General features: G+C 39.7%; 20 protein-coding genes. 8 read left to right on the top strand and 12 right to left on the bottom strand.

The window, feature by feature from the left end; translation table 11 throughout:
• Positions 1-9: 9 nt before the first annotated feature.
• From L0B18_RS00600 to L0B18_RS00575, 6 genes are all read left to right on the top strand, one after another.
• Positions 10-825 carry a heme ABC transporter ATP-binding protein gene (locus L0B18_RS00600; RefSeq protein WP_234567158.1) on the top strand — a complete coding sequence of 272 codons (816 nt, stop codon included), beginning with the start codon at positions 10-12 and terminating at the stop codon, positions 823-825.
• Between the two features lie 130 nt (positions 826-955).
• Positions 956-1,630, top strand: coding sequence for a response regulator transcription factor (locus L0B18_RS00595; RefSeq protein ID WP_234567157.1), 675 nt, complete (start codon positions 956-958; stop codon positions 1,628-1,630).
• 111 nt (positions 1,631-1,741) lie between these two features.
• Positions 1,742-2,029, top strand: a complete 288-nt coding sequence (locus L0B18_RS00590; protein WP_234567156.1) for a hypothetical protein — start codon at positions 1,742-1,744, stop codon at positions 2,027-2,029.
• 9 nt (positions 2,030-2,038) lie between these two features.
• A complete protein-coding gene (locus L0B18_RS00585; protein WP_234567155.1) occupies positions 2,039-4,921 on the top strand; it encodes a sensor histidine kinase in 2,883 nt (960 codons plus the stop codon).
• Positions 4,922-5,105: 184 nt separating this feature from the next.
• Positions 5,106-5,429, top strand: a complete 324-nt coding sequence (locus L0B18_RS00580; RefSeq protein WP_234567154.1) for a hypothetical protein — start codon at positions 5,106-5,108, stop codon at positions 5,427-5,429.
• A gap of 401 nt (positions 5,430-5,830) precedes the next feature.
• A complete protein-coding gene (locus L0B18_RS00575) occupies positions 5,831-8,983 on the top strand; it encodes a S41 family peptidase (RefSeq protein WP_234567153.1) in 3,153 nt (1,050 codons plus the stop codon).
• Between the two features lie 166 nt (positions 8,984-9,149).
• On the opposite strand, the gene L0B18_RS00570 is transcribed toward L0B18_RS00575, so the two are convergent.
• The 11 genes from L0B18_RS00570 to L0B18_RS00520 all read right to left on the bottom strand — a co-directional run bounded on the left by L0B18_RS00570 (position 9,150) and on the right by L0B18_RS00520 (position 19,785).
• Positions 9,150-10,151, bottom strand: coding sequence for a UbiA family prenyltransferase (locus tag L0B18_RS00570; RefSeq protein WP_234567152.1), 1,002 nt, complete (start codon positions 10,149-10,151; stop codon positions 9,150-9,152).
• Positions 10,152-10,153: 2 nt separating this feature from the next.
• Positions 10,154-11,131 (bottom strand): glycosyltransferase family 2 protein, encoded by a 978-nt coding sequence (locus L0B18_RS00565; protein ID WP_234567151.1) that lies wholly within the window; start codon positions 11,129-11,131, stop codon positions 10,154-10,156.
• Positions 11,124-12,299 carry a glycosyltransferase gene (locus L0B18_RS00560; RefSeq protein ID WP_234567150.1) on the bottom strand — a complete coding sequence of 392 codons (1,176 nt, stop codon included), beginning with the start codon at positions 12,297-12,299 and terminating at the stop codon, positions 11,124-11,126. Before L0B18_RS00560 ends, L0B18_RS00565 begins: the two co-directional genes overlap by 8 nt.
• Positions 12,271-14,517 (bottom strand): cytochrome P450, encoded by a 2,247-nt coding sequence (locus tag L0B18_RS00555; RefSeq protein WP_234567149.1) that lies wholly within the window; start codon positions 14,515-14,517, stop codon positions 12,271-12,273. Before L0B18_RS00555 ends, L0B18_RS00560 begins: the two co-directional genes overlap by 29 nt.
• The gene (locus L0B18_RS00550) at positions 14,507-15,343 is read right to left on the bottom strand and encodes a hypothetical protein (RefSeq protein ID WP_234567148.1); all 837 of its coding nucleotides are present in this window, start codon (positions 15,341-15,343) and stop codon (positions 14,507-14,509) included. The genes L0B18_RS00555 and L0B18_RS00550 overlap by 11 nt, the downstream gene beginning before the upstream one ends.
• A 124-nt stretch (positions 15,344-15,467) precedes the next feature.
• Entirely contained in the window at positions 15,468-16,511 is a 1,044-nt protein-coding gene (locus L0B18_RS00545) for a prenyltransferase/squalene oxidase repeat-containing protein (RefSeq protein ID WP_234567147.1), read from the bottom strand.
• A 328-nt stretch (positions 16,512-16,839) separates the two neighbouring features.
• Complete coding sequence (locus tag L0B18_RS00540; RefSeq protein ID WP_234567146.1) at positions 16,840-17,193, bottom strand: GntR family transcriptional regulator; 354 nt, start codon at positions 17,191-17,193, stop codon at positions 16,840-16,842.
• Positions 17,190-17,963 carry a hypothetical protein gene (locus L0B18_RS00535; RefSeq protein WP_234567145.1) on the bottom strand — a complete coding sequence of 258 codons (774 nt, stop codon included), beginning with the start codon at positions 17,961-17,963 and terminating at the stop codon, positions 17,190-17,192. The genes L0B18_RS00540 and L0B18_RS00535 overlap by 4 nt, the downstream gene beginning before the upstream one ends.
• Before the next feature lie 7 nt (positions 17,964-17,970).
• A complete protein-coding gene (locus L0B18_RS00530) occupies positions 17,971-18,741 on the bottom strand; it encodes an ATP-binding cassette domain-containing protein (protein WP_234567143.1) in 771 nt (256 codons plus the stop codon).
• A 222-nt stretch (positions 18,742-18,963) separates the two neighbouring features.
• On the bottom strand, positions 18,964-19,398 hold the full coding sequence (locus L0B18_RS00525) for a BP74-related protein (RefSeq protein ID WP_234567142.1): 435 nt from the start codon (positions 19,396-19,398) through the stop codon (positions 18,964-18,966).
• A gap of 135 nt (positions 19,399-19,533) precedes the next feature.
• Entirely contained in the window at positions 19,534-19,785 is a 252-nt protein-coding gene (locus L0B18_RS00520) for a hypothetical protein (protein ID WP_234567141.1), read from the bottom strand.
• A gap of 42 nt (positions 19,786-19,827) precedes the next feature.
• On the opposite strand from L0B18_RS00520, the gene L0B18_RS00515 reads away from it, so the two are divergent.
• Positions 19,828-21,036: an anhydro-N-acetylmuramic acid kinase gene (locus L0B18_RS00515; RefSeq protein WP_234567140.1), complete on the top strand. Its 1,209-nt coding sequence runs from the start codon at positions 19,828-19,830 to the stop codon at positions 21,034-21,036.
• 46 nt (positions 21,037-21,082) lie between these two features.
• Here L0B18_RS00515 and L0B18_RS00510 read toward each other — a convergent pair whose 3' ends face one another.
• Positions 21,083-21,982 (bottom strand): 3-methyladenine DNA glycosylase, encoded by a 900-nt coding sequence (locus tag L0B18_RS00510; protein WP_234567139.1) that lies wholly within the window; start codon positions 21,980-21,982, stop codon positions 21,083-21,085.
• A gap of 71 nt (positions 21,983-22,053) precedes the next feature.
• Here L0B18_RS00510 and L0B18_RS00505 point away from each other — a divergent pair, with 71 nt between their 5' ends.
• Complete coding sequence (locus L0B18_RS00505; protein WP_234567138.1) at positions 22,054-22,944, top strand: UbiA family prenyltransferase; 891 nt, start codon at positions 22,054-22,056, stop codon at positions 22,942-22,944.
• Positions 22,945-22,955: the final 11 nt, after the last annotated feature.

Here is a 22,955-nt window from a genome sequence, read left to right as displayed (position 1 = left end):
TCCGTAGATATGATTGAAGCAAAAAACATAACTGTTCAGATTGGCGACAAAAAACTGGTTCGTGATGTTTCCATGAATATCGAACCGGGTAAATTTTCTGTGATTCTTGGCAAGAACGGCGCGGGAAAATCCACATTCCTGAAAACGCTCACAGGAGATATGAAACCCACTTCCGGAGAGATTTTAATTGAGGGAAGAAGCTTATCAACCATTTCTCACGGTCACCTTGCCAGAAAACGTGCCGTTATGATGCAAAACGCGAATCTGTCGTTTTCTTTTACATCTCTTGAAGTGGTTTTGATGGGACGAACCCCGCACTCACGGGGATTTGAAACGCCGCGCGATCAGCGAATTGCAAGGGAGTGCATGAAACAAGCCGGTGTCGATCACTTGATGAATCGCAGTTTTCCAACGCTTTCGGGGGGAGAAAAACAGCGTGTTCAGTTTGCCCGGATGCTGGCCCAGCTTTGGGATCGAATTGAAGAAAAACGCCCTTGCTGCCTGATCCTCGATGAACCTCTCTCCAATCTCGATCTTGCTTACCAGCACACCATCATGCATCTGGTAAAACGTCTTTCCCGAAAAAATGTGGCTGTCCTGATGATTCTCCATGATCTGAATCTCGCTGCCCAATATGCCGATGAAATCAATATTATGAAAGAAGGGCGAAGTTTTGCCCTCGGAACGCCCAACGATGTTTTCAAGCGCGAAATCATCGAAATGGCGTTTGATTGCCCCGTTCACATCATGCAACATCCACATTATCAATGTCCGCTGGTAATTGCTGCAAAACGGGATGAGAAATCGTTTTTGAGCGTTGTATAAGATCTTCCGGATAATTCTTATTTATCATTTCTTCTAAGGACTTGTTTTGGTAATCAATTTCAATTATCTAAACTACACAAACATGTAGTGTTGGGATGGTGAATGATTGCCATTTTAAGCGAAAAAGATCATGGTAGAAACATTGGAAGATCAAAAACTCATTCGCGTCGTCATTATAGAGGATAATCAATATATCCGGGAGGGATGGACTACAATTTTGGATAGCGACCCGGAAGTGGTTGTTAAAAGTACCTATCGAAGCTGCGAAGACGCTCTGGAATCCGAAGATATAGAATGGTGTGATATTATTTTGCTGGATATTCAACTTCCGGGAATTTTGGGAACCGAAGGTGTTGAAAAGTTTTTAGAGATAAATCCAGGTTTGGCCATCATCATGATTTCGGTCATGGAAGATTCTCAGCACATCTTTGAGGCTCTTCAAAACGGTGCGATTGGTTACCTGATAAAAAAAGTGGGGCCGGATGAATTGGTAAGGGCTGTAAAAGATGCGTATGAAGGCGGCTCGCCCATGTCGCCGGTTATTGCCCGGAAGGTGATTGCTTCTATGCAAACGCAACCCAAAAAGAGAGATCACAAACTTGACCTGACAGATCGCGAAAAAGAAGTTTTAAAACTTCTCGCAGAAGGACATTCCTACCAGGCTATAGCAGACGAGATTTATTTATCTGTAGATGGCGTCGGATATCATATCCGCAATATTTACAGGAAGCTGCAGGTTAACAGCAAAGCCGAGGCTGTGGCAAAAGGCATCTCAAGCGGCTTGATAAAAATGGCCAATTCCTAGACGTAGAAATTTTCTGAATTTTTTCTTTTTAAGTTGCAGAAAATTATAGAGATTTTTAATAGAGATAGTTGGCTTAATACAACCTATAACGAACGAAAAAAGGACTATATAATGGCTTATACTGTAAAACAGGTAATAAATAATACAGACGCACAACTGGATGTTATTGACGCGGCAAAAAAAACGATTGAACCGATCTCTCCGCATTCAATGAAACCACTCATCAATGAAAATTTACTTGACCTGACATTTGTCTCAAAAACATCAAGCCCAATCTTTATTAGAATTACATCAATTACAGGAGATGGTGATGATGTGGATGGGGATGTTGGAGATGGAGATGACCCGGTTTTAGTAGAAGTAGGAGACCCGGAAGAAGAGGAAGATCTCAAAATTTAATTTTCTAAAATGGTCAGGTGGATAAGCGTTGCTCTGCTTACTCTTCTTTATCCTTCAATAATTTTGGGGCAGGGTGTACCTCTTATCCACCATTATAGCTCAGAAGTCATCCAGTCTCATCCTCAAATTTGGGCTGTTACTCAGGATGACTCAGGGTATCTGTATTTCGGAAGTCAGGCAGAAGTTGTTCTTAAATTTAACAGTATAAATTGGGGGCGGTTTAAATATAAGCCGGATGTAGGGGCTATTCGGTCCCTTCAGATATTTAATTCAAAAATTCATTGGGGCGGAGTGGGAAATCTGGGATATCTGGAGAGTGACTCACTTAATGACTTTACTCTTGTTTCCCTGAAAAACCGAATGGATTCTACATATCGTTCATTTACAGATGTTTGGCAAATGGTAGAGTTGGAAGATAAGCTGTACCATCGTACAACAAATGCAATTTTGGTTTTAGAACAAGATACAATAAGAGTTCTTGAAAATGACGAGAGATTCAGAGGGATATTTAAGGTGGGGAATGAACTCTGGGCGCAAATAGAAAACATTGGATTGAACCGTCTTGAGAATAATGAATGGGTACCCATCCGGGGAACAGAACCATTTATTGATGACCGGCTGATCGCTATACTTTCTTATTCTGATTATGATCTATTGATTTACAGAAACCACGGATTTGTAAAGTACGAAGGTGGGCAGTTTACCAATATACCCACAGAGGCTGAAGAATATTTTCAGGATCATTCGCTCTACAGGGCCATTGCCATTAATGAAACGGAAATTGCCTTGGCATTTTTGAATGGGGGGATTTTGGTGATGGGAAACGATGGTACAGTAAAAAATATCCTGACCGAGGAAAATGGGCTTCCTACCAATGTAATTTATGATATTTTTACGGATCAGGAAGGAACCCTCTGGGCAACGTCTTCGGATGGAGTTATAAAAATTCTGATCGAAAATCCGGTTACCTTGATTCAAGAACAACAGGGCCTTGACGGCAGTGTAAAGTTTGTAGAACCTATAAATGATGTGGTTTATATAGGATCGAGTCATGGATTGTTTCTTCTTGAAAATGGAAATGAAATTCGAAAACATGCAGGGACTGATGGATTTGTATATGATGGGATCCAACTAAACGATACTCTCTATGTATCTTTCCCCGCCGGGCTTTTTCGAATATTTGGGAATGAGTTTGAAAACGTATTTAAAGATGGTAGCTACAGGAAACTGGAAATTTCTCAAGATATTAAAAATACTTTTTTCGGTGCTTTCCCAAATTCCATCGAGAAAATAACCACCCAAGATGGATCCGTTGAGCGTTTTGAAGTGTTACGCAGTGATTCAGAAATCCGTCAGTTTTATGTAGGGGTTGATGGGCTATGGGTTGTTACCTATCAAAATGAAGTTCTGTTCAACGCTTTTGAGGGAAATCAGCAAAAAAAATATATACCCGATATCAAGGGTGAATATACCACAATTAGAAACATTTCTTTGATTAATGAGAAGGTAAGTTTGGCTACAGATGGTGGATTGTATACTTATGATGAACAATCAGATTCCTTTCTGCCAGATTCCACATTTAGTTTGTACAAACCTCCTTCCGGTAATTCGAGCATTGTCACTTCTCAGGTTTTTCAATTTGAACAGTGCTCAGAGAGTGAGATTTGGTTTTTAAGCGGCCAAAAACTCAAAAGGACTCTTCGAAAAAATAATTCCTGGGAGATTTATGAAAGTCCATATAACCTCATTGGAAAGGAAGGTACAATACAGGAAATTCATTGCAATCCGGACGGCAGCATGTGGTTTGGTGGCACGGACGGGCTCTTTCATTTATCCGATCCGGATTGGACGTATGATCATAATTTTAACACCAATATTACCGGTGTATTGATGCAAAATGATTCGTTGATCTACGGAGGGCACGGAGATCTGTCAGAACCACCGGAGTTTAGTTTCGAGGATAATGATCTTCGATTCAGGTATGCCGCCGCCAGTTACATCGAACCTGAAGCCAATATGTATCGTGTTCGCCTGCGGGGCTATGATGACGGTTGGAGCAGTTGGTCGGAGGAAAACCAGAAAGATTATACGTTTATTCCCGAAGGAACCTACACGTTTGAAGTTCAGGGGCGTAATGTCTATGAAAAAGAGGGAAGTATCGACTCGTATACATTCATCATTCTGCCCCCTTGGTATCGAACCATTTGGGCCTATTTAGGATATTTGTTGATCGCCGCCGGTATGATTTATGGTGGATATCGTTTGCGGCTCAATTCCATTTTAAAAGAACATCGCATACGTGATGGCATTGCACGCGATTTACACGATGAGTTAAGCTCTACTCTCAGTAGTATCAACTTTTTTGCGGAGGCCATTAATTCGCGGAAACTTGGTGAGAAAGAGAGCAACCGGTTTCTTTCGCTCATCGATAAATCCTCGCGGGAAGCTAAAGAAAAGGTTAGTGATATTGTTTGGGTAATCCACTCCGAGAACGATGACTGGCAAAATCTCTTCCTGCGATGTAAGAGGTTCGCAGCCGATATGCTCGATTCCAGGGGAGTGAAGCACAATTTCACCGTGGAAGGATCATTTACAGGAAGGCCCACCATCACCGAGCGTAAAAATATTTGGCTTATTTTCCGGGAAATTCTCACCAATATTGCTCGTCATGCAGAACCGTCCCACGTCGACATCCAATTTAGCCTGAATTCAAAAGATTTGAATATCCAAATTGAAGATGACGGGAAGGGTTTCGATCAGGCAAAAGTGAGAGCTGACGGATATGGTGTTCAAAATATCAAAGAGAGAGTTGAGCAGTTGAATGGAACATATAATCTGAAGAGTACACCGGGCGAGGGAACGGGCTGGAATTTAGATATTCCGTTAGGTTAAAAAACTATTCTTATTCGACTGAAATTCTATTTTTGCCCCACATTAAATCGGTTTTGATCTGCTACCTACACGAAAACTGCATGGATATGTAGTGATTGTACGCAGATCTGCAAGTAAGTTAAGAGAGGGTACAAAACAATGGGATAGCATCTTTCTTAACCGTTGTAAAAATTAAGTAAAACCGATGAAGAAATTCTTTCAAGATCTGCATGAACAAACGTCCTTAAAATGGATGGGTTTTATTCTGTGTATTTGTTGTTTCATTATTGCCCGTGGGGAGTTGACAGCACAGGCCAATGAACGAATCAGTTTTGATGAGTATCCGCATGCAATCATTTTAACACCGGTTCGATTGGCCGGAGAAGTTTCTAAAGGGGATACATCCAGACAGAATTTTGAGATGTCGAGTTGCAACTGTATTCAAAAAGAGTATCAGAGAGAAACCGAAAAGACGTCATCCGGGAATGGTTTGGCTTGGGGAAAAATTTCGAAAGTCCTTCCAAAATGAGAAAACTACATGGTTATGTAGTGAGTTTCCCTGCGAATTGGGTTAATCTTAACACAGAGGATAAAGCTTAAGCTTTACCAACATAGGAGGTTGAGTTATAGGTTTTGAGCACACCTATATATGAAGCTTAAGTGATAAGTCCTTTATAGAGTAACTGTTTAACAGTTATAAAAGTTGGGTACTCTTATTGGATTCTTGCTGATCACTGGTAAGGTATCCAACGGCTCTATCACTCTGTCATATATGATATTAGAGGGAGACGAGAAATGCGGCAGCACCTGATTGAGCACCAGGATGCTGCCGCTATTTTTTTGGCAGTTGCGGTAACCTTTCTTCAAATCAATCCGTAGATTATAATTGTTTACGAGATTTAATTTCTAATAACCTTACATCACATTCCGATGAATCCTCGATCCTTTCTCTTGATTCTATTAAGTTTTTTATTCGTTAACACAGCTTTTTCCTTCCAAAACAATACTCCCTTCTTTACAACTCATCCCACGTTAACACCGGATGGCCAAACGATAATTTTCAATTACGAAAGTGATTTGTGGCAAGTACCTGCCGCAGGCGGAACAGCTATTCGGTTAACGGCGATGGATGGAGAAGAAACGAGACCTGCCGTTTCACCGGATGGAAAGTGGATTGCATTTTCATCCAATCAATATGGAAATCATGATGTATATATTATGGCCATTGATGGAGGAGAAGTACGGCAATTGACCTGGCACCAATCTACGGATGAAGTAGAAGGATGGTCGTGGGATTCGGAGAAAATCTATTTCACGTCCGATCGCGAAAACCGGTTTAGTAGTTGGGAAGTTTCACGGGGTGGAGGAACTCCATCACGATTGTTCAGGAATTATCACAATAACGACCATAATCTGGCAGCACATCCGGATGGTCGTCTCTTCTTTAACACTTCGTGGGAGAGTAAATCTCAGGATCACAGAAAACGGTATCGGGGTGCATTTGCCCCGCAAATTCGAACATATAATCCCGAGACCGGTGAGTATGAAGTTCTAACGGACTTCACCGGCAAAGATATGTGGCCAACAATTGACCAAAATGGTACTGTCTTTTTTATATCAGATGAATTGAACGGAGAGTATAATCTTTACCGGTTTAACATGGGAGTAAAAGAGAATCTGACTGATTTTTCATCCTCCATAAAATTTCCAAAAGTAAGTGCAAATGGTAGAAAAGTAGTATTTGAGCGGGATTACCAGGTATGGTTGTATGATGTACAGTCGGGAGAATCTCAAAAAGTACCGATCTCCGTGTATGGAAATTCAACCCTTGCAAAAGAACAGGATTTCAAAGTTCAGGGAAATATTACCTCGTTTAATGTATCACCCGATAAAAAGAAGCTCGTTTTTTCATCCCGCGGCGAGCTGTTCATTTCAGATGCGGAGGGCAAATTTGTTCGCCAGCTTCCTACCAGTTCGGACGGCCGGGTAATGGAAACCCTTTGGCTGGATGACAACAAAACCATCCTTTTCAATCAAACCAAAGATGGATATCAAAACCTGTACACAATCTCTGCCGATGGCTCATCCAGAGAAAAGAAGTTAACGGATGAGAACCAGAATAACCGCGCGATTTCACTAAACAGTGACCGTTCGAAAGCAGTTTATCTAAGCGGACGGGGCGAAGTTGTGGTGATGGATCTTGAGGATTTTGAAAGTGAAGTTGTCGTGGAAGATGAAATATGGGATCTCTTTTCGTCAACACCATCCTTTTCACCGAATGATGAATATATCCTTTTCACGGCTTTCCGAAATTTTGAGCAAAATATTTATGTGCATCATCTTGATAATGGTGTCACCACAGCAATTACGAATACGTTTGTATCGGAAACAAATCCATACTGGTCGCCCGATGGAAAATACATCTACTTTCAAACCAATCGTACGGAGCCGTCTTATCCCTATGGAATGCAGGAGCCGGACCTTTATCGGGTAGCTCTGGATGTCATCAAACCAGATTTTCGTTCTGATAAAGTTGACGAACTTTTTGAAGAAGAGGATGAATCCGATTCGGATGATGAGAATGGTGATGAAGATTCAGAAGAAGAACCTGTTGAAATTACCATTCGGGAAGATGGTTTAAGCGAACGCTGGGAAAGAATTGGGCCAACTTTTGGATCTCAAATGGCTCCATATGTTTTCGAAAAGGATGATAAAACGTATGTGTTATTTCGATCGAATCACGATGAGGGCGAATACAACTGGTGGAAAACCGTGTACGAACCGTTTGAATCTCCTAAAACAGAAAAAATCGACGGAACCCAAATGGGTAGTAGTGGAATTTTAGAAGTGGACGGTTCACATTGGCTCATTCTGAACGGTGATATTCATACACTGAATATTGAATCCGGCAAGATTGAGAAGGTTGAGATGAATTACACATTCCGGCGCAATCTCCGGGAAGAGTTCAACCAGATGTTTGATGAAATGTGGGCAAATTTGGAAGCTAATTTCTACAGCAGCGATTTTCATGGCGAAAATTGGGAATCTGTCCGCGAGTATTATCACCAATTTTTGCCGAATGTGCGGTCGAGGAGTAATCTCCGAACACTGATGAATGATATGCTCGGAGAGTTGAATTCGTCTCATACCGGTTTTTATTCGTCGGGAGATGAAGAAGACGTTTATCACGGAAGCACAACTCTGGCAACCGGAATCCTTTTTGAGAAAGAGAATCCATATGTGGTTGAACGGGTTGTACATGAAAGTCCGGTGTATCAAACCGGCGCAGATATTCAGCCGGGTGATCGATTAATTCAAGTAAATGGCAGAGCTGTGGAGACGGATCAAAACAGGGAGATGTATTTTAATCATCCGTCAATGGATGAGGAATTGGTTTTGACTTTCCGGCGAGGTTCTGATGAACATGATGTTAAGCTAAAACCTGAATCCTACTGGGCCATCAAAAATAACCTGTATGATGAATGGATGGATGAGCGCCAGCAAATTGTAGATGAAAGTACCGACAAAAGAGTCGCATATGTTCACATGAAAAATATGGGCGGTGGCGAGCTCGAGCATTTTGAGGAACAAATGGTTTCCGAGGGACAGCAACGAGACGCCCTCATTCTTGATTTGCGATACAACACCGGCGGAAATGTACATGATGAGGTCCTCCGGTTTTTAACCAGCAAACCATATATGCAGTGGGGATATCGCGAAGGGGAATTAACCACACAGTCCAATTTTACGCCGGCTGCAAAGCCAATTGTGCTTCTGATTAATGAGCAATCGTTGAGCGATGCTGAAGTGACGGCCGGTGGATTTAAGGAACTCGGATTAGGTACCATCATCGGTACAGAAACCTATCGCTGGATTATTTTTACGTCAGGAAAAGGTTTGGTGGATGGCTCGTTTTACCGATTGCCATCATGGGGCATTTATACTTTGGATGGCGATAATCTTGAAAAAACGGGAGTCTCTCCGGATATCTATATAGAAAATACATTTAAGGACAGGCTTGAGGAGAAGGATCCGCAGCTTCAGAGAGCCATTCAGCACATCCTTCAGCAGTTGGAAAATTAACCTGACTGGCAGGAAGAGTGGAATTAGGTTTTTTTATAAATAGAAGGATCAGGCATGTGATTCCCAAAGGAAACAAACCGATTGCAAGCTAAAAAGCTCAGTTCGATGATTTCCATTATCCTGGTGTTGACGAATCTCTTAAGATAATGGAATGAATAAAAGTAACCTACTCAGCAGAGAGCTCCTTACTATCCGCACTAATTTTAAACAAACTAACCGCAATGTGCTTCAATCTGTTGGGAAAGAATAAGGCATGGAAAATTAATAGTAGCAGACACTCCGGATTTGTGAAGGAGGCCAAAATAATAAGGGAAACCGGTAAAAAAACCTGGTAATAGTCCGTCATGAGTATATACCAGTTGTCGGAGTGGGATACGAATAAGGTTATCTCATTATCTAATCTATGGTAGATAACAAGAAGAATGAAGTACCCGGCCAAAGCTATAATTGGCAGAAGGCTTTTTACTAAAAAAAGAATAACAGCCAGTGCCGAAAGTTCAATAATAATGATGACTGATCCCAAAGATGTGGTTTGAGAAGCCACGGCATTTACAGCAAACGTCTTTAAACCTACCGATACATCGTTATGTTTATCCTGGAATTGGTGCCATAAAATTCCCCGCAAACCATATGCAAATGACCAAATTCCAAATATTGAAAGTAAGGTTATATTTATTTGTAAATTAGCTAAAGAGTAAACGGATGAAACAAAGAATAAGGTTGGAAATAAATGAGAACCACTCGCATCTGCAATGACTCCAAAAACAGATCTGTTTTTTAACCGGAATGGCGGGAGTGAATAGAGGCTAAAACATACTATAGCTCCTAAGGCAAAAAGAGAAGATAGAGTGCCAATGCCAGAAACGTAAATAAGGAAAAAACTGAGGATAAGTGAAACTATGATCAGTACCAGTCGGTTGGGGTGCGAAATAGCAGTCAGCCTGTTTCTTTTGCCAGCTATTTTATCCTCTTCCAAATCGGCATAATCATTGATTACACTTACGTAGATTGCCACCACTAAGAAAATTCCAATCAAAAAGAGTAAATGTGGCAATATTGTAAAAAGATCAACTCCTATAATAGTGACTGTGGCATATACCGCTGTTAGCAGCGGAGTGAGTTTCGGTTCCCACCAGTCATTAGCCCTGAAGAATTTATATAATTTCACTTCTATTTTTTGTTTAGGGAAGGGGATACCAAACGGGTAGTATATTTATAGAGTTGCTCGTAAAAGATTTGGGTAGTACAAAGAGGATACTCTTCTAAAGCTTGTTTGAAAAATTTGATGCTATTTTTGTACTTAGAATTCTTGAAAAAATTCATTTTTGCGCTCATCAAAAGGCTTTTGATGTATTTTTTTTCAAGATTTGCTAACTCTTCAGGCGATAAGTTTTTTTTATGGCGTTTAATGAGGCGATGAACATCATCCACCCAGAGCAGTTTATATACTTCCAGAGGGTCTCTGCCGTCAACAATATTGTTGTAATTAATGAATTTATTCCACAGAAGTTGAGTAGTGAAAGCAGCGGTTACATTTTTGCGGAGAATAATATCCAGCAGCATACACCAATCATCACCAATACTCATTTCTTCATTCCAACCGTCCTCAAGCAGTGATGCCCGTAAAACAAGAGAAGATGAAGGAGATGGGCAACCATCCGTATAAATCTTACGGATCTTTTTTCGATCTAAAAAAATCCAGGATTCTTCGGTTTCAGATTTAGGTAAAAAGGGTTCAAGTAATGTACAGGATGAAAAATAATTTCGAAATTTCGCGTCTCCATACTGCTGATTCCAATTTGCAAATACAAAAGACAGATTTTCTTGTTCAAGCATCGAAATGCACTCGGTCAGAAAATTCTTCTCCCATTGATCATCAGAATCAAGTGAAGCGACATACTTTCCTTTTGCATGTTGCAATCCTGCATTTCTTGCTGAGGCTTGCCCTCCATTTGGTTTCCTGATATAAATTATGTTATTGTATTTAGATACAACATGAGGCGTCTCGTCATACGATCCGTCATCTACAACAATAATTTCAGTACTCGGATAGGTTTGTTTGATGACACTTTCTATAGCTCTCCCCAGGCACTGTGCACGGTTAAAGGTTGGAATGATAATAGATACTAAAGGATAAGCTCTACTCATTACAAATGGAGGATACTGCTTCCGCAAATTCAAGTTCTGGAAATTCAGGAATGTATATTTTGATACATTCATATGCTTCAATTCCCATCTGTTTCCAGCGAGTACGACTATCCCAGGCTCTTTCCAGAGCTGAGTCAAGACTTTCTACTGTTGCGTCTCCGATAAAACCTGTTTTACCTTCTTCAATAAGATTTATATTTCCACCAACATTGGTAGAAATAACCATTCTGCCTGCTGCCATTGCTTCAATTATAACTAATGGGAGTCCTTCATTTCTTGATGGAAGAATAAGAGCATGATGCTCTTTCCAAACCGCCTTAATATCATTTTTAAAACCCGAAAAAACTACGCTTTTTACATTTAACAAATCAGCCAAAGCCTTCAGGCCAGCACTATCTTTGCCATCGCCAATAAAAGTAATTTTTAGATTGCGTTCTTGCCACTTTTTTTTTGTTAAAATTCTCAACAAAATATCCTGTCCCTTTTCTGCAACAAACAATCTACCCACACATGCAAGATGAAATCCGGTATCTGTAGACGGATAAGGCAATACTTCGGGTTTAATTTTAAGGGGATTTCCTATGGTTTGTGCATTTGAAAAGCGAAAACCAAATTGTTCTTCAGTTAATACTTGATTTTGAGGGGAGACAAAAATACACCGTTTTGCATGCACAAAGGTTTTCTGCATCCATTGCCTGTCTTCGGCACGAGGCCATAAATAATCAATGGCTTTTTGGCAGATGATAATATAAGGTGTTTGGGTCTCAGAGCATACTTTGGCAAAATGAAGTCCATCGAAATTGTTGCCTTGGGCGATGATTGATAATGCAGGTTTATGTTTTTGAATGAAATGTCCGAATCGAACAGAAGCTATATCCCTTTTGGGATACCGTAGCTGATTCCATCCTTTTTTAACCATACCAAGCCAGCTACCTTGAGGTGCTGAATCCAATTCTATAAAATGAACATTCATCTTTTTGAGATCTTGAATTTTGGGATGCTCAAAATGAATTTTCTTTTTTAAAAGAGTAATCTCAAAACCCTTTTCTTGCAGATGTGGAATGCTACGGGCCCATAACTCTTCACTTCCTCCCCAGGGGTCACTACAGGTGGATAGAATCGCTATGCGATTGCCAGATTTAACTTCCTTGGCCACTTTCTCCTTCAAAAATCACGTCTAAGTTTTCCAATCCTCTGAAATGTAAAGAAGAAAAATAGGAGACTGCGTGTAACCCTTCTTTCAATTTCATGGAAGAAATTATTGGTAAAAGAGCTCGAACAGCTGCCTGTGCTTCAAACCTTGCCATTACTTTTCCGAGGCAGTGGTGAATTCCACCACCAAAGGACAGGTGAGCATTTGATGGCCTGTCAAATCGAATTTGATCAGGATCTTCGAAATAGCTTATGTCTTTGTTGGCGCCACTAAAACTCAAATGTAATACTGATCCTTTTGGAATTTCCTGGCCGCTTATGACTACATCTTCAGTTGTTAGCCTTTTTAAATTAGATTCAGGAGCTTCGAGCCGCAAGCATTCCTCAATAAAAGGATCGATTAGCTGGTTATTATTAAGGAGTGTTTGTGTAAGTGAGGGGCTTTGCAAAAGTTTTAGTGTCGCATCACTGATTAACATACTTGTGGTTGTTGTTCCGGCAAGCCAAAGTATCCTTAACAAACGGGCTGCATCATCAACAGAAAAGATGCCTTCTGCTGTTAATTCTAAAAGATGATTTATACCTCCATTAGGTGTAGAATGGTTTCTTGAAGTCAAATAACTTGAAAGAAGAGCAAGAAGTTGATCAAAATAGGTATTGCTGTATAAATGGTCAGTGATATTTTTTTCAATTTCAAGAGCCTCCTGATGGGTCAATCCAAGGAATTCAGAAATAACCTTTTTTGTCAACGGAATAGAAAATTCATTTACAAAATTGAATGCTCTATTAACGGGAAAATTTGCGATAAGGTTTTCGGCTTCTATCGCAGCGTATTCCTCAATATTTTTATAAGTTTTGCGATTAAATAGCGGCTGTAGTAGAGTTCTTATTTTTTTGTGATCAGGGGGATCTGCACCCAATAACAAATGGTCCATTGAACTGAAAATACTACTTGAAAACTTTGATGGATTTTCAAGCACATATTTTATGTCTTTGTAGTCCAGCAGTAAGTAAGCATTCAAATCCGGTAAATAATGCACCTTTCCATGCTTTTCCAGGTATTTAAAATACACGTGAGGATTTTGAAAAAAGTGATATCGCGGCGAGATATAATTATTAATTACTCTCTGTACGGCATCTGTTTTGCTCTCTTTATAATGACTGTTTTTAGCAATGTGCTTCACAACCGTTAAGGTGTTCTGAAAATTTTGCAGTTCGTGCTCATTTTTCAGAGTGGAGAGAGGTTTTAAACTGTTTTTTTGGATAAAGAGATTTTTTGTCTGGACGGTGAAGAAGTCAGGTCCAATCTGGACTATTTGATAGTTTATTAGTTCATTATTTAGTTCCTCAAAAACACCATCCATTTGAACTGAATAGCGTTGATATTTATACCAATAGTCTTTTTCAAGAAGTGAACCCTTCGGTAATTTTTTCCCATATGTAGCCGAATAGAACTCACATCGCAGAGGAATCGAATCAATTTCATCAAAGAAAGGTAAGATCTCGTCTTTAAAGGCATTCAAGTGTTTGGAATGGTATGGCCAGATCTTTTTTTCGAGATCAATATTCCATTTAATATTATTTTTGTTCAGGTATTCGGAAACATCTTCCACAGACTCCTTATTGGTAAGTACGACTGATCTGTTTTGAGAAATCACACTAACCAAATAAAGCTGAAACGGACACTCTTCGACTATTCTGTCTGTTACTTTTTTATCCTCATCAATGTAGATAATGAAAAACTCCTTTTTTGCTTTAGAAGCAAGCAAGAAAGAGCTGCATACAATATTATAGGCATCTTTTTTGGTGATTGCGCCGGTGGCATACACTGCAGCTATTTCTCCAAGGCTGAAGCCCGCGGTAGCATATGGATATATTTGCCGGCTAAAGAATAAATCGCACATTGCAATTTGAACAGCCACAATAGCGAAAAATATATTGTTTTCGGCCCAAAAGAATTCGTCTGCAGTTTCATCAAAATTAGGAAGTATGTCCGTTTTAGCTAATTCCAGGATAATCTCTCGAGATTCATCAATTGATTTTCTAAAAGCAGGTTCGTGTTTATAGAGACTACTTCCCATATGAAGCCAATAGGAACTGCGGCCATTAAATAAAAAGAGGGTTTTTGTATCTGCTGTAAACCTGCGGATTCTGTTTACAAAAGGCTTGATATAATGAAGCTGATTTCTCAGAACAGCAGATTTAAGTACGACTTTTTTCAGGTTAGTTATCACTTGGTAAATAGTAATCTTTTAAAAAGGGTTTATAAATAGGAATTTTTTTAAGAATAGTTGCATGTTTACCTGCCTTATATAAAATATTTTCAGGAACGCTTCTATTGTTGATTGATTTATTCGGCATCATTTTTTTAAGAAAAACAAAAAGAGGCTGTAATTTGAAATGCAATAGCAAGCGAACATATTTGCCAAAGACAAAATTGTAAACCCTCTTGCCGAATATACTAAGCAATTTGCTTGTTATACCAGAGAGCCATAGATGCCAAAATAAATCCTGGCCGGTCATGGATTTATTGTGAACACCTATTTCCTCCTCAAAATGTTCTAAGCCTAAAATTTCCTCAAGATGAGCTAGGAATTGAGACTTGCTTTGAAGCAGCAATTCAAAAGGCAGAACAATGACATTATCCTCCCCAAAAATTTGAAAATATATTTCAATTAAGTAATCATAGTTGTAGAAGTCATCGATATTTTGATCTGTAAGCTTACAAAATTGATCGAATGTTAATGTACCACCCATTCTTATAAACTGTGAATAACCCGAAAGCAGAACGCCCCTGAAACCTCGTGTAATGATGAGTATTTTCCCATTGGGAAAAAGTTCTTTTAAAGTTAAACAGACTTTTTTTTGGGCAAGCTTAATATCTGTAAAATTTGGAAATCCTTTTTTAGGCATCCCTTCTACTACGGGGCCATCGGCGTTCAGGTTTGGGAAAATAAAATGCTCTGAACTGGTTACAAAGTATTTTGTCTGACGGGTATTGTCTTCTGGTTTATATCGGCAGATTTCAAAAGTATTCCTGAAACCGGCCAAGGTATTCATTGAATAATGAAGCTTCGGATTGTGGCGAAACCACTCCTGTAGAAAGCTGGATGCGGCTTTAGGATATCCGATGTGGATTAGATGATTGGGCATGTCAAATAAGGGAAAACATTGGAATAACAGGTTAATTTTTTTTGCTGGTAATCTGGCGATACCGGGCTAAACTTTCAAGGCAAAAACCTGTTGATAATTCTTCTGATCCATAACCCAGCTCTTTGCCGGGACCCGCATAAAAATGAATTCCCCGATTCCAGCTGCCATTCTTATTTTGTTTTGAAAGAAGATAATCAATTGACTTACTTAAGAAAGCATCATCAGTAAAATCAAGGTTGAATAAAGAAGAGAGTGCAATAGTTGTATCCAAAAAAGAGTTACCAATACATCCGTCCTCCCGCAATTGAGCCTTTATTCTTTGAATGATTGGATTTTTTATTTTTTCAAGATCTTTAACGCCAGATGCATATATACGCGAAAAATAATAGTAAACAGAAAACGGATTGCAATACCATTTGTCGCAGATTTCTTCCTTTTTATTCTCAATGATATCTATCAAGTAAGATATTATCGGTTCCGTTTCGGGAATTTTTCCAAAATAGTATAGAGCACTTGCATTTACCACGGCATCAACATCATCCCTTTCACACGGAAACCTTTTCCAAAAAGCGAAACTTCTTAATGGATGTTTAAATTCCTGGGCTGATAAAAATAAGTAGTGTTTGTTAATATTCCACTTGAAACGAAAGGTAAACCATGTATAAAAAAGGCCGTCCCTTCTTCGATTGGCCAGTAAAATATTCTTTGTCATATGTTCCGGAAACGGATGATCCATTTCTTTTAAAAACCGTGCAACTACGGCTGTGTCATCTACATCATTAGGACTTAAATTACCAGCCACGTGAGTTCGCGTAAAAAAATTCCAGGTACCCCCAACTCTCATCTGATCACGGAGAAACGTAGCAATATTTTTCAGAATCTTATCCACTTTTTTCTCACCTTTTAAAAAAAGGAGACTGTTTGCGATAAACATTGCGCCGATCGTGCTTTCGGGAGAGTTCCATCCCTTCATCTCCTCGTTATCTGATATATAGATCATAAACTCTCCGTTCGCCATTTGATGGTCGTAGAGAAAGTCTATCCCTTTTTGAATAGCCGAATCAATTCGTTGCATACGTTGCGTTTGCGTACTCCATTTTTCTTCGCCTTAATTTAGTATGAATTTAGAAAGGTTTCTGGTTAAAATGATTCTAATTTATATTAATCACACCTCTCCACCCAAAACGGATCGTGCGAAGTGGGTAGAATCGCTTGGTTGGATGTGAAAAATAAGTCGTCAAGTTTCATCTTTCTTCAGTTTCGAAAGAGAAATCATTAAAGATGATCTTATCTTTATTTTCAAGGAGCATGCCATCATGTTTGTTTTTGCCAGAAGTTAGAGAAGCTTTTTAGTTCGACAAAAACAAATTTTGATCAGAAAATGAAAATAGGGAGGCCACTCATTATTCATTGTATAAATTTTCAAGCTCCGTACAAGAAAAGCCAAGCAAAGTCATTTTTTTAAAAAATACAGGGAGCTCATTTTCAATAAACTCACTTCGTTGAAGTTCAAGTGTTTTTTGATAGGCGCCCTCTGCAATAAAATGTCCGACGCCGCGCTTATTGATCAAGATTTCTTCATCCTGTAGAATTTGAAAAGCCCGCATTGCCGTATTGGGATTGACCTCCATCTGCACGGCTATTTCGCGAACGGACGGAACACGGTCATCCGGTTTCCATTTTTCTTTGAGAATCTGTTGGCAAAAATAATCGGAGATCTGTTTGTATATGGGCTGTCTGTCCGTAAAATCCATCATGCTACCTGTTTGTTTTTTAATTGCAGGTAACTAAGCCAGATGAACAGCATCGTTAAGCCGGTGCCAATGATATACTTTGCATAAACAAACCAGGGTTGGCTGCCAATTTGAATATTGATGAAAAACTCTTCGCTTTGAGCTAATCCAAAAATCAGAAAACCTATATTAAAGAAGAAAATAAACCCGAGGGAAAATCCAATGATAACAAGGAGAGTCTTCAGGAAATTGTTTTTATGGAAATAAACAGCTCCCAACAAATAAATACTTTGGTAGAAAGTATAAAGTAATATTGTGCTGAAGATTTCTGAAGTGAATGGATTAAAGATGAAAAATGGTGACCAAACCCCGGTATTGATCCCTTTTACGGTTTCAATCATCGCACTCAACACAAAGATGGAAGCCATTGTTACTACCGTGTAGATTACAGTTCCGGTAAACCATGCCGCTGTAATTTTCTCCCATGTTGTGGAGGGGAGAGTTAAGAATTGAAAGGCTTTGGTTGGGGTATGTAACTCACTAAAAATCATACTTGTAAGTACCAATCCCCCAAGCATATAAAAGAAAATGGCCGGTTCACGAACGGCAGCAAATCCCGGCCGTGTAATGTTGAACATGTTGGATATAAAAGGCAATATCCCAACGACCAAGAGGAAACCTCCCACACTTAAAAATCCGATGACCCACATTCGTTGATTCAGAACGATGGTTCTCTTTAAAACCAACAGGAATCTATCCAAAGAAAATTGATTGATGGACTTGGAAGTACTCATAGTTCGATCAGTTTTTAAATTGGTTATTAATAAGATCCTGTTTCTGAATGATACCGTTAAACAGCAGTTCGAGATCAATTTGCGTATCTTTTGATCCTTCTCGTTTAGGCAGAATGGCTGCCTTTCCTCCAAATACATCCTCGCTGTATAAAGGAGTCCTTTCACTCTCATCAGTGATTTTTTCAAAACTGAGCCGTTCAGAAATTTTCAAGACACTTTCCTGGAAAATGATTTTACCGTCATTGAGTACAATGATATGGTCGATGATGCTATCGAGATCGCGAACTTGGTGGGTAGATATCAGAAAACATCGTTCGGACTGGTCCGTTGCCGCCATGATTTTTCTGAATTGACTCTTGGAAGGTATGTCGAGTCCGTTTGTGGGTTCATCCATCAAAACCAGTTTTGAATGAGTGGCAAGTGCAAACCCAATTAAAAACTTCTTGCGCTGGCCATAAGAAAGTTCAGTAAGATTTTTCTGCGTATCTACCTGAAATTCCTTCAAAACTTCTGTGAGGTAGTCATTTTCAAACCGGGGATAAAAGGGGGCCTGCAGTTCTACATAGACTTCAGCACTCATTTTAGGAAGATCAAACTGTTCGGGCAGAATATAGATTTCACTCATGGTTTCCGGCAGGCGCTTTTTAACATTTTCTCCCAGCATAGTACAAGATCCTTTTTCAGGAAAAAGCATTCCGGAAAGGTGATTCAAAAGAGTTGTTTTTCCTGCTCCATTCAGCCCGAATAATCCGTATGTATTGCCCGGCTCTAAATTCATATTCAACCCTGTAAAGAGAGGAACGTTTTTACGGAACGAGAAAGTTAGATTTTCAACAGAAACCATAGATTATTTTATCAATTTATAATACAGTGTTAGTATACTAATACACCATAACTAAGGCAATGTTGCAGTTTTTATGAATTAAATGGTAAAAGCATTAAAAAACGCATGACCAATCTGGTAATTAGCCATGCGTTATAAATTGAGATATATGAAGAATTACGGATTCACTTCTCCAACCACATGTGCACTCCAGGGACAAAAATTGCCGACCTGATCAACCCAATAGTCGAGATCGTCTTCAACAAAACCGGGCCGTCCGTCACAAACTTCGGTCGAAATTTCTGCAAGGCTCCATTGGTTTTCAATGAAATGCCAGCTCCAGTCAGAGTTATACCCTTCATTGCCTCGGGCAATTTCTCCATTAATATGCATATTGCGCTCATCAAAAGGTTTCTGAAGCTCATCTTCAATGGCTGAAATTACTTCAGGTTCCGAAGTTTTTGCTACGATTGTATAGCTGATATCATCATTTTCGTGAGTAAATTCGTAATATCTTGCATCGTTATCGTCGTCTGTATTCGTACTGCAGGCAGTGAAAAAAGCCAGCAATAGAATCGTTATCAGGTAGATTGCTTTTCTTGAAAAATTCATCTTGATCGTTTTTTTAATGATCATTCACTGTGAGGTTTTGTGAACGATTGGATAACGATCATATTCTGCTGAAGTTTCTCCATATAAATACTTCTAACAGATGATTAATTTTTGACTTAGGAAGCCGAATTAGGTTCAATTTTTTAAAGGAAGGAGTACGATATCTTCAAAATTCAATTCACTTACTTCCAGGATTGGCTCAGCAATTTCGATGATCTCATTCTCAGAATATTCATCCAGTCCTTCGAGTTCTACATAAAGAATGTCGTTCATTTCGTCGATATTATACCGGGCATCTGTGGATTCAAAACTCTCTTTTAATGTGTGAACGAGGAATTCAACATCCTGGATCCATTCTTCAAAATCCGATTCGTTTTCTTCAGGCATCTTTGGTATGATTCAGATAGGGTTTTAATGAAGGTTTAAAATATGAATCCATTGATAAAAAAATTAGCCGATCTGTCCGAAAAAAAAAGTCGTTTGATTATCGGATTGATGTCCGGAACTTCACTTGACGGATTAGACATTGCACTTTGCAAAATCAGCGGATCCGGACAGAGCACAACTGTTCAACTGATTGAATTTGTTACGGCACCCTATTCGGAAGAAATAAGAAAGCAATTAAAGCGAATTTCTTCAGTAGAAAATGTAAAGCTAAAAGAGGTTACGTATTGGCATGCCAAGCTCGCTCATCTTCATTCCGAAATGATTTTAGCGGCATTGAGAAACTGGAAGATCACCCCTGAAAAAGTTGATTGCATTGCCAGTCATGGACAAACGATTTATCACTATCCGGCGCGGGATCAACAGGAACTGATGGACCCTGTGAATAGTACATTGCAGATTGGTGATGGTGATCATATGGCAGTAAAAACAGGAATTTTAACAATCAGCGATTTTCGACAAAAGCATGTGGCACACGGTGGCGAAGGAGCGCCAATGGCCGGGCTGGTGGATCAAATTTTATTTGTACATGAAACGGAGACAAGGATTTTGCTGAACATCGGCGGAATTGGAAATTTCACGTATTTGCCGGCAAAAAATCAGCCGAAAGAAAAAACCTTTACAACCGATACCGGACCCGGCAATACTTTGATCGATTCGTTGATGATGCACTATTACAATAAGCCGTATGATGAGGATGGAAATGTGGCGTTTTCTGGAGATCTGAATGAGGGTCTTTTGAGAGAGCTGTTGAATGATGATTGGTTTGAAGAAGAAAAATCCAAAACAACCGGACCTGAGTTTTTTAACATTCCATGGTTAAAGGAAAAAATGGAGAAAGCCGGGATCAACCAGGATGAATTAGATCCGAAAGATATCATTCGAACAGCCTCTGAGTTATCAGCAAGAACCATTGTCAAGAGTATTCAGCAACAGAAAATCACAAGTGAAACGGCTGTAATTTATGTGAGTGGTGGTGGTGCTCACAATCCGTATTTGATGCAACGAATCAGAGAGTTAATGCCGGCCAATGAAGTAAAAAACATCTCGGAAATCGGACTTTCACCCGATGCAAAAGAGGCCGTGCTTTTTGCCGTGTTAGCGAATGAAATGTTGGCAGGAAAAGGGTTTGGAATGGAGATCGAAGATGAAAGTAAGTTTGTCAATTTTGGAAAAATCTCGTTTCCGGATTGATTGACATGGCGAAAATGGAGTTGTTCTATATGATTTAGTTGCAAATCTAATTTACTATCTGAATCACTTCTTTATACGCTTCGATAAGCCGATGCCGAATCGGTTGTGATTTTTGATAAATCTCCATTTGTCTCTCGATATATTCCTTTCTTCCGGTCTCAGTCTCAATTTTGATGGGTTCTAATCCAAATTCAGTCGCATCATACGGACTTGCCTGCATGTCTACCCGGCGGGTTTCCAAAGCGTTGAAGAAGGCTTCACGAATAATCTCGCTGGAAATCCACGGGAACAGTTTAAATGCCCATTTATAAAGGTCCATGTTTGTGTGAACGCATCCCGGCTGCTCCGTATCCTGGAATGTTTCGCGACTGAGATGATGCTTGTTCATCGGCCGGGCTTTTTTGGTGAAGAATCGAAAAGCATCAAAATGGGTACAAACCAGTGGCCGGGATTCAACAAATTCAGCAATCTCTTCATCCGATAACCGAAGAGGAATTTGCTGATGACGAACATCTTCAGCCCGGTAAACCATTGCCCATTCGTGCATTCCAAAACAGCCGAACATTGGTTTTTGCCTGGAGCTTTTTTCGAGCAGATCAAGAGTCCACTTTACAGAAAGCAGTCTTTTTTGTGGGAAAAATGCGGGGTTCAGACGGGCCTGGTCATCTTTCACAATGAATTCAGAAATTTCCGGCAAAGTAGCTGAATCATCAAATCGAAGAGATGTTCCAATTCCCGGGGACCATTTTAGCAAGTGAGAGGGGCGAAACGCATAGTACTCAAACAAAAAATCCAATACGGGATCTTTTTCCTGGCGCGATCGCTTGTCAAGATAGGGATTAAGTACGCTGGAAAGAGATTCCTTATGGCCATTCATTTGAGCAATCCACTCGGCTTTTTCCAGAACAGTTTGTCTTGTCGTTATTTCGTCATAAACTTTTACCATCCGTTAAAAATATGATTCTTATGTTTGGGATGTAAATCACAGCTGGATTTTTCTTTTAATTCCGGACGCAAATGCTGACTGAACTTAAAAACTTTACGCTTCATCTCCGGTTGCATTACCAGTTTTTTATTCTTTCAGGAGGATATTTACTGGGCGGATTGATCGCAGATCAAATGCAGTTTGCACAGTTTTGGCTGCAATTTTTGAATGTTCATATCCTGCTTTACGGAGGCGCAACGGTTTTCAATTCCTGGTGGGATAAAGACGAAGGTCCCATCGGTGGTTTGAAACATCCTCCCAAAATGTCTCTTTGGATGCGTGATGTTTCCCTCATTTTTATGTTTGTTGGATGGATCTGGGCGTACACGGTGAGTTGGCCATACTTTTTTGTTTATGGAAGCAGCCTTGTACTCTTTTGGCTCTATTCAACTCCACTGGCACGCTGGAAAGGACATCCGGTTTTGAGTTTGATTGCGATTGGAATAAGCACCGGCTTCAATTCAGTTTTTCTGGGATTTTGGGCTGCGGGCGGAGCGTTTTCTCCGATTCTTTTGTTGAGTGGAATAGGTGCTTCGCTCATACTTTTGAGCTTGTATCCGGTATCACAAATTTACCAGGCAGATGAAGATTCCCGGCGAGGAGATGTAACCTTTTTTATTAGATTTGGAGGCAACGGGGTTCAGCGATTTTTTATGATTGCATATTTGTCTGGTTTAACAATGTTATGTGCAGGATTATATGCGATTTATACAGTGCCAGCGATTGTGCTCTTCATCGTAGGTTTATTCTCATTTGCTATTATTCAAAGATTGATAACAGGATTACAGGGGGTTGCAAGCGAGTATCAAAAAGTGATGTCCATAAAACTTTTTGCGTCGTTGTCCTTTGTGGTTTTCTTATTGATTTCGAATGCAATCAGATATGAGTGGATCGGAATTCCATTTTTAAAAAGATATTTTTAAAGTAATTAGTT

The organism is Rhodohalobacter sp. 614A, assembly GCF_021462415.1.
In the GTDB taxonomy this organism is placed as follows: domain Bacteria; phylum Bacteroidota; class Rhodothermia; order Balneolales; family Balneolaceae; genus Rhodohalobacter.
Note: the sequence above shows the minus strand (reverse complement) of the source record. Positions and strands in the feature narration are given on the sequence as shown.

What these genes read in the sequence shown, in the direction of transcription:
- L0B18_RS00580 (WP_234567154.1), top strand. Translation starts at nt 5,106, where the DNA reads ATGAAGAAATTCTTTCAAGATCTGCATGAACAAACGTCCTTAAAATGG.
- L0B18_RS00600 (WP_234567158.1), top strand. Translation starts at nt 10, where the DNA reads ATGATTGAAGCAAAAAACATAACTGTTCAGATTGGCGACAAAAAACTG.
- L0B18_RS00530 (WP_234567143.1), bottom strand. Translation starts at nt 18,741, where the DNA reads ATGAATTTAGAGCCGGGCAATACATACGGATTATTCGGGCTGAATGGA.
- L0B18_RS00510 (WP_234567139.1), bottom strand. Translation starts at nt 21,982, where the DNA reads ATGGTAAAAGTTTATGACGAAATAACGACAAGACAAACTGTTCTGGAA.
- L0B18_RS00540 (WP_234567146.1), bottom strand. Translation starts at nt 17,193, where the DNA reads ATGATGGATTTTACGGACAGACAGCCCATATACAAACAGATCTCCGAT.
- L0B18_RS00595 (WP_234567157.1), top strand. Translation starts at nt 956, where the DNA reads ATGGTAGAAACATTGGAAGATCAAAAACTCATTCGCGTCGTCATTATA.
- L0B18_RS00565 (WP_234567151.1), bottom strand. Translation starts at nt 11,131, where the DNA reads ATGAGTAGAGCTTATCCTTTAGTATCTATTATCATTCCAACCTTTAAC.
- L0B18_RS00575 (WP_234567153.1), top strand. Translation starts at nt 5,831, where the DNA reads ATGAATCCTCGATCCTTTCTCTTGATTCTATTAAGTTTTTTATTCGTT.
- L0B18_RS00505 (WP_234567138.1), top strand. Translation starts at nt 22,054, where the DNA reads ATGCTGACTGAACTTAAAAACTTTACGCTTCATCTCCGGTTGCATTAC.
- L0B18_RS00520 (WP_234567141.1), bottom strand. Translation starts at nt 19,785, where the DNA reads ATGCCTGAAGAAAACGAATCGGATTTTGAAGAATGGATCCAGGATGTT.
- L0B18_RS00545 (WP_234567147.1), bottom strand. Translation starts at nt 16,511, where the DNA reads ATGCAACGAATTGATTCGGCTATTCAAAAAGGGATAGACTTTCTCTAC.
- L0B18_RS00550 (WP_234567148.1), bottom strand. Translation starts at nt 15,343, where the DNA reads ATGAATACCTTGGCCGGTTTCAGGAATACTTTTGAAATCTGCCGATAT.
- L0B18_RS00585 (WP_234567155.1), top strand. Translation starts at nt 2,039, where the DNA reads ATGGTCAGGTGGATAAGCGTTGCTCTGCTTACTCTTCTTTATCCTTCA.
- L0B18_RS00525 (WP_234567142.1), bottom strand. Translation starts at nt 19,398, where the DNA reads ATGAATTTTTCAAGAAAAGCAATCTACCTGATAACGATTCTATTGCTG.
- L0B18_RS00535 (WP_234567145.1), bottom strand. Translation starts at nt 17,963, where the DNA reads ATGAGTACTTCCAAGTCCATCAATCAATTTTCTTTGGATAGATTCCTG.
- L0B18_RS00590 (WP_234567156.1), top strand. Translation starts at nt 1,742, where the DNA reads ATGGCTTATACTGTAAAACAGGTAATAAATAATACAGACGCACAACTG.
- L0B18_RS00515 (WP_234567140.1), top strand. Translation starts at nt 19,828, where the DNA reads ATGAATCCATTGATAAAAAAATTAGCCGATCTGTCCGAAAAAAAAAGT.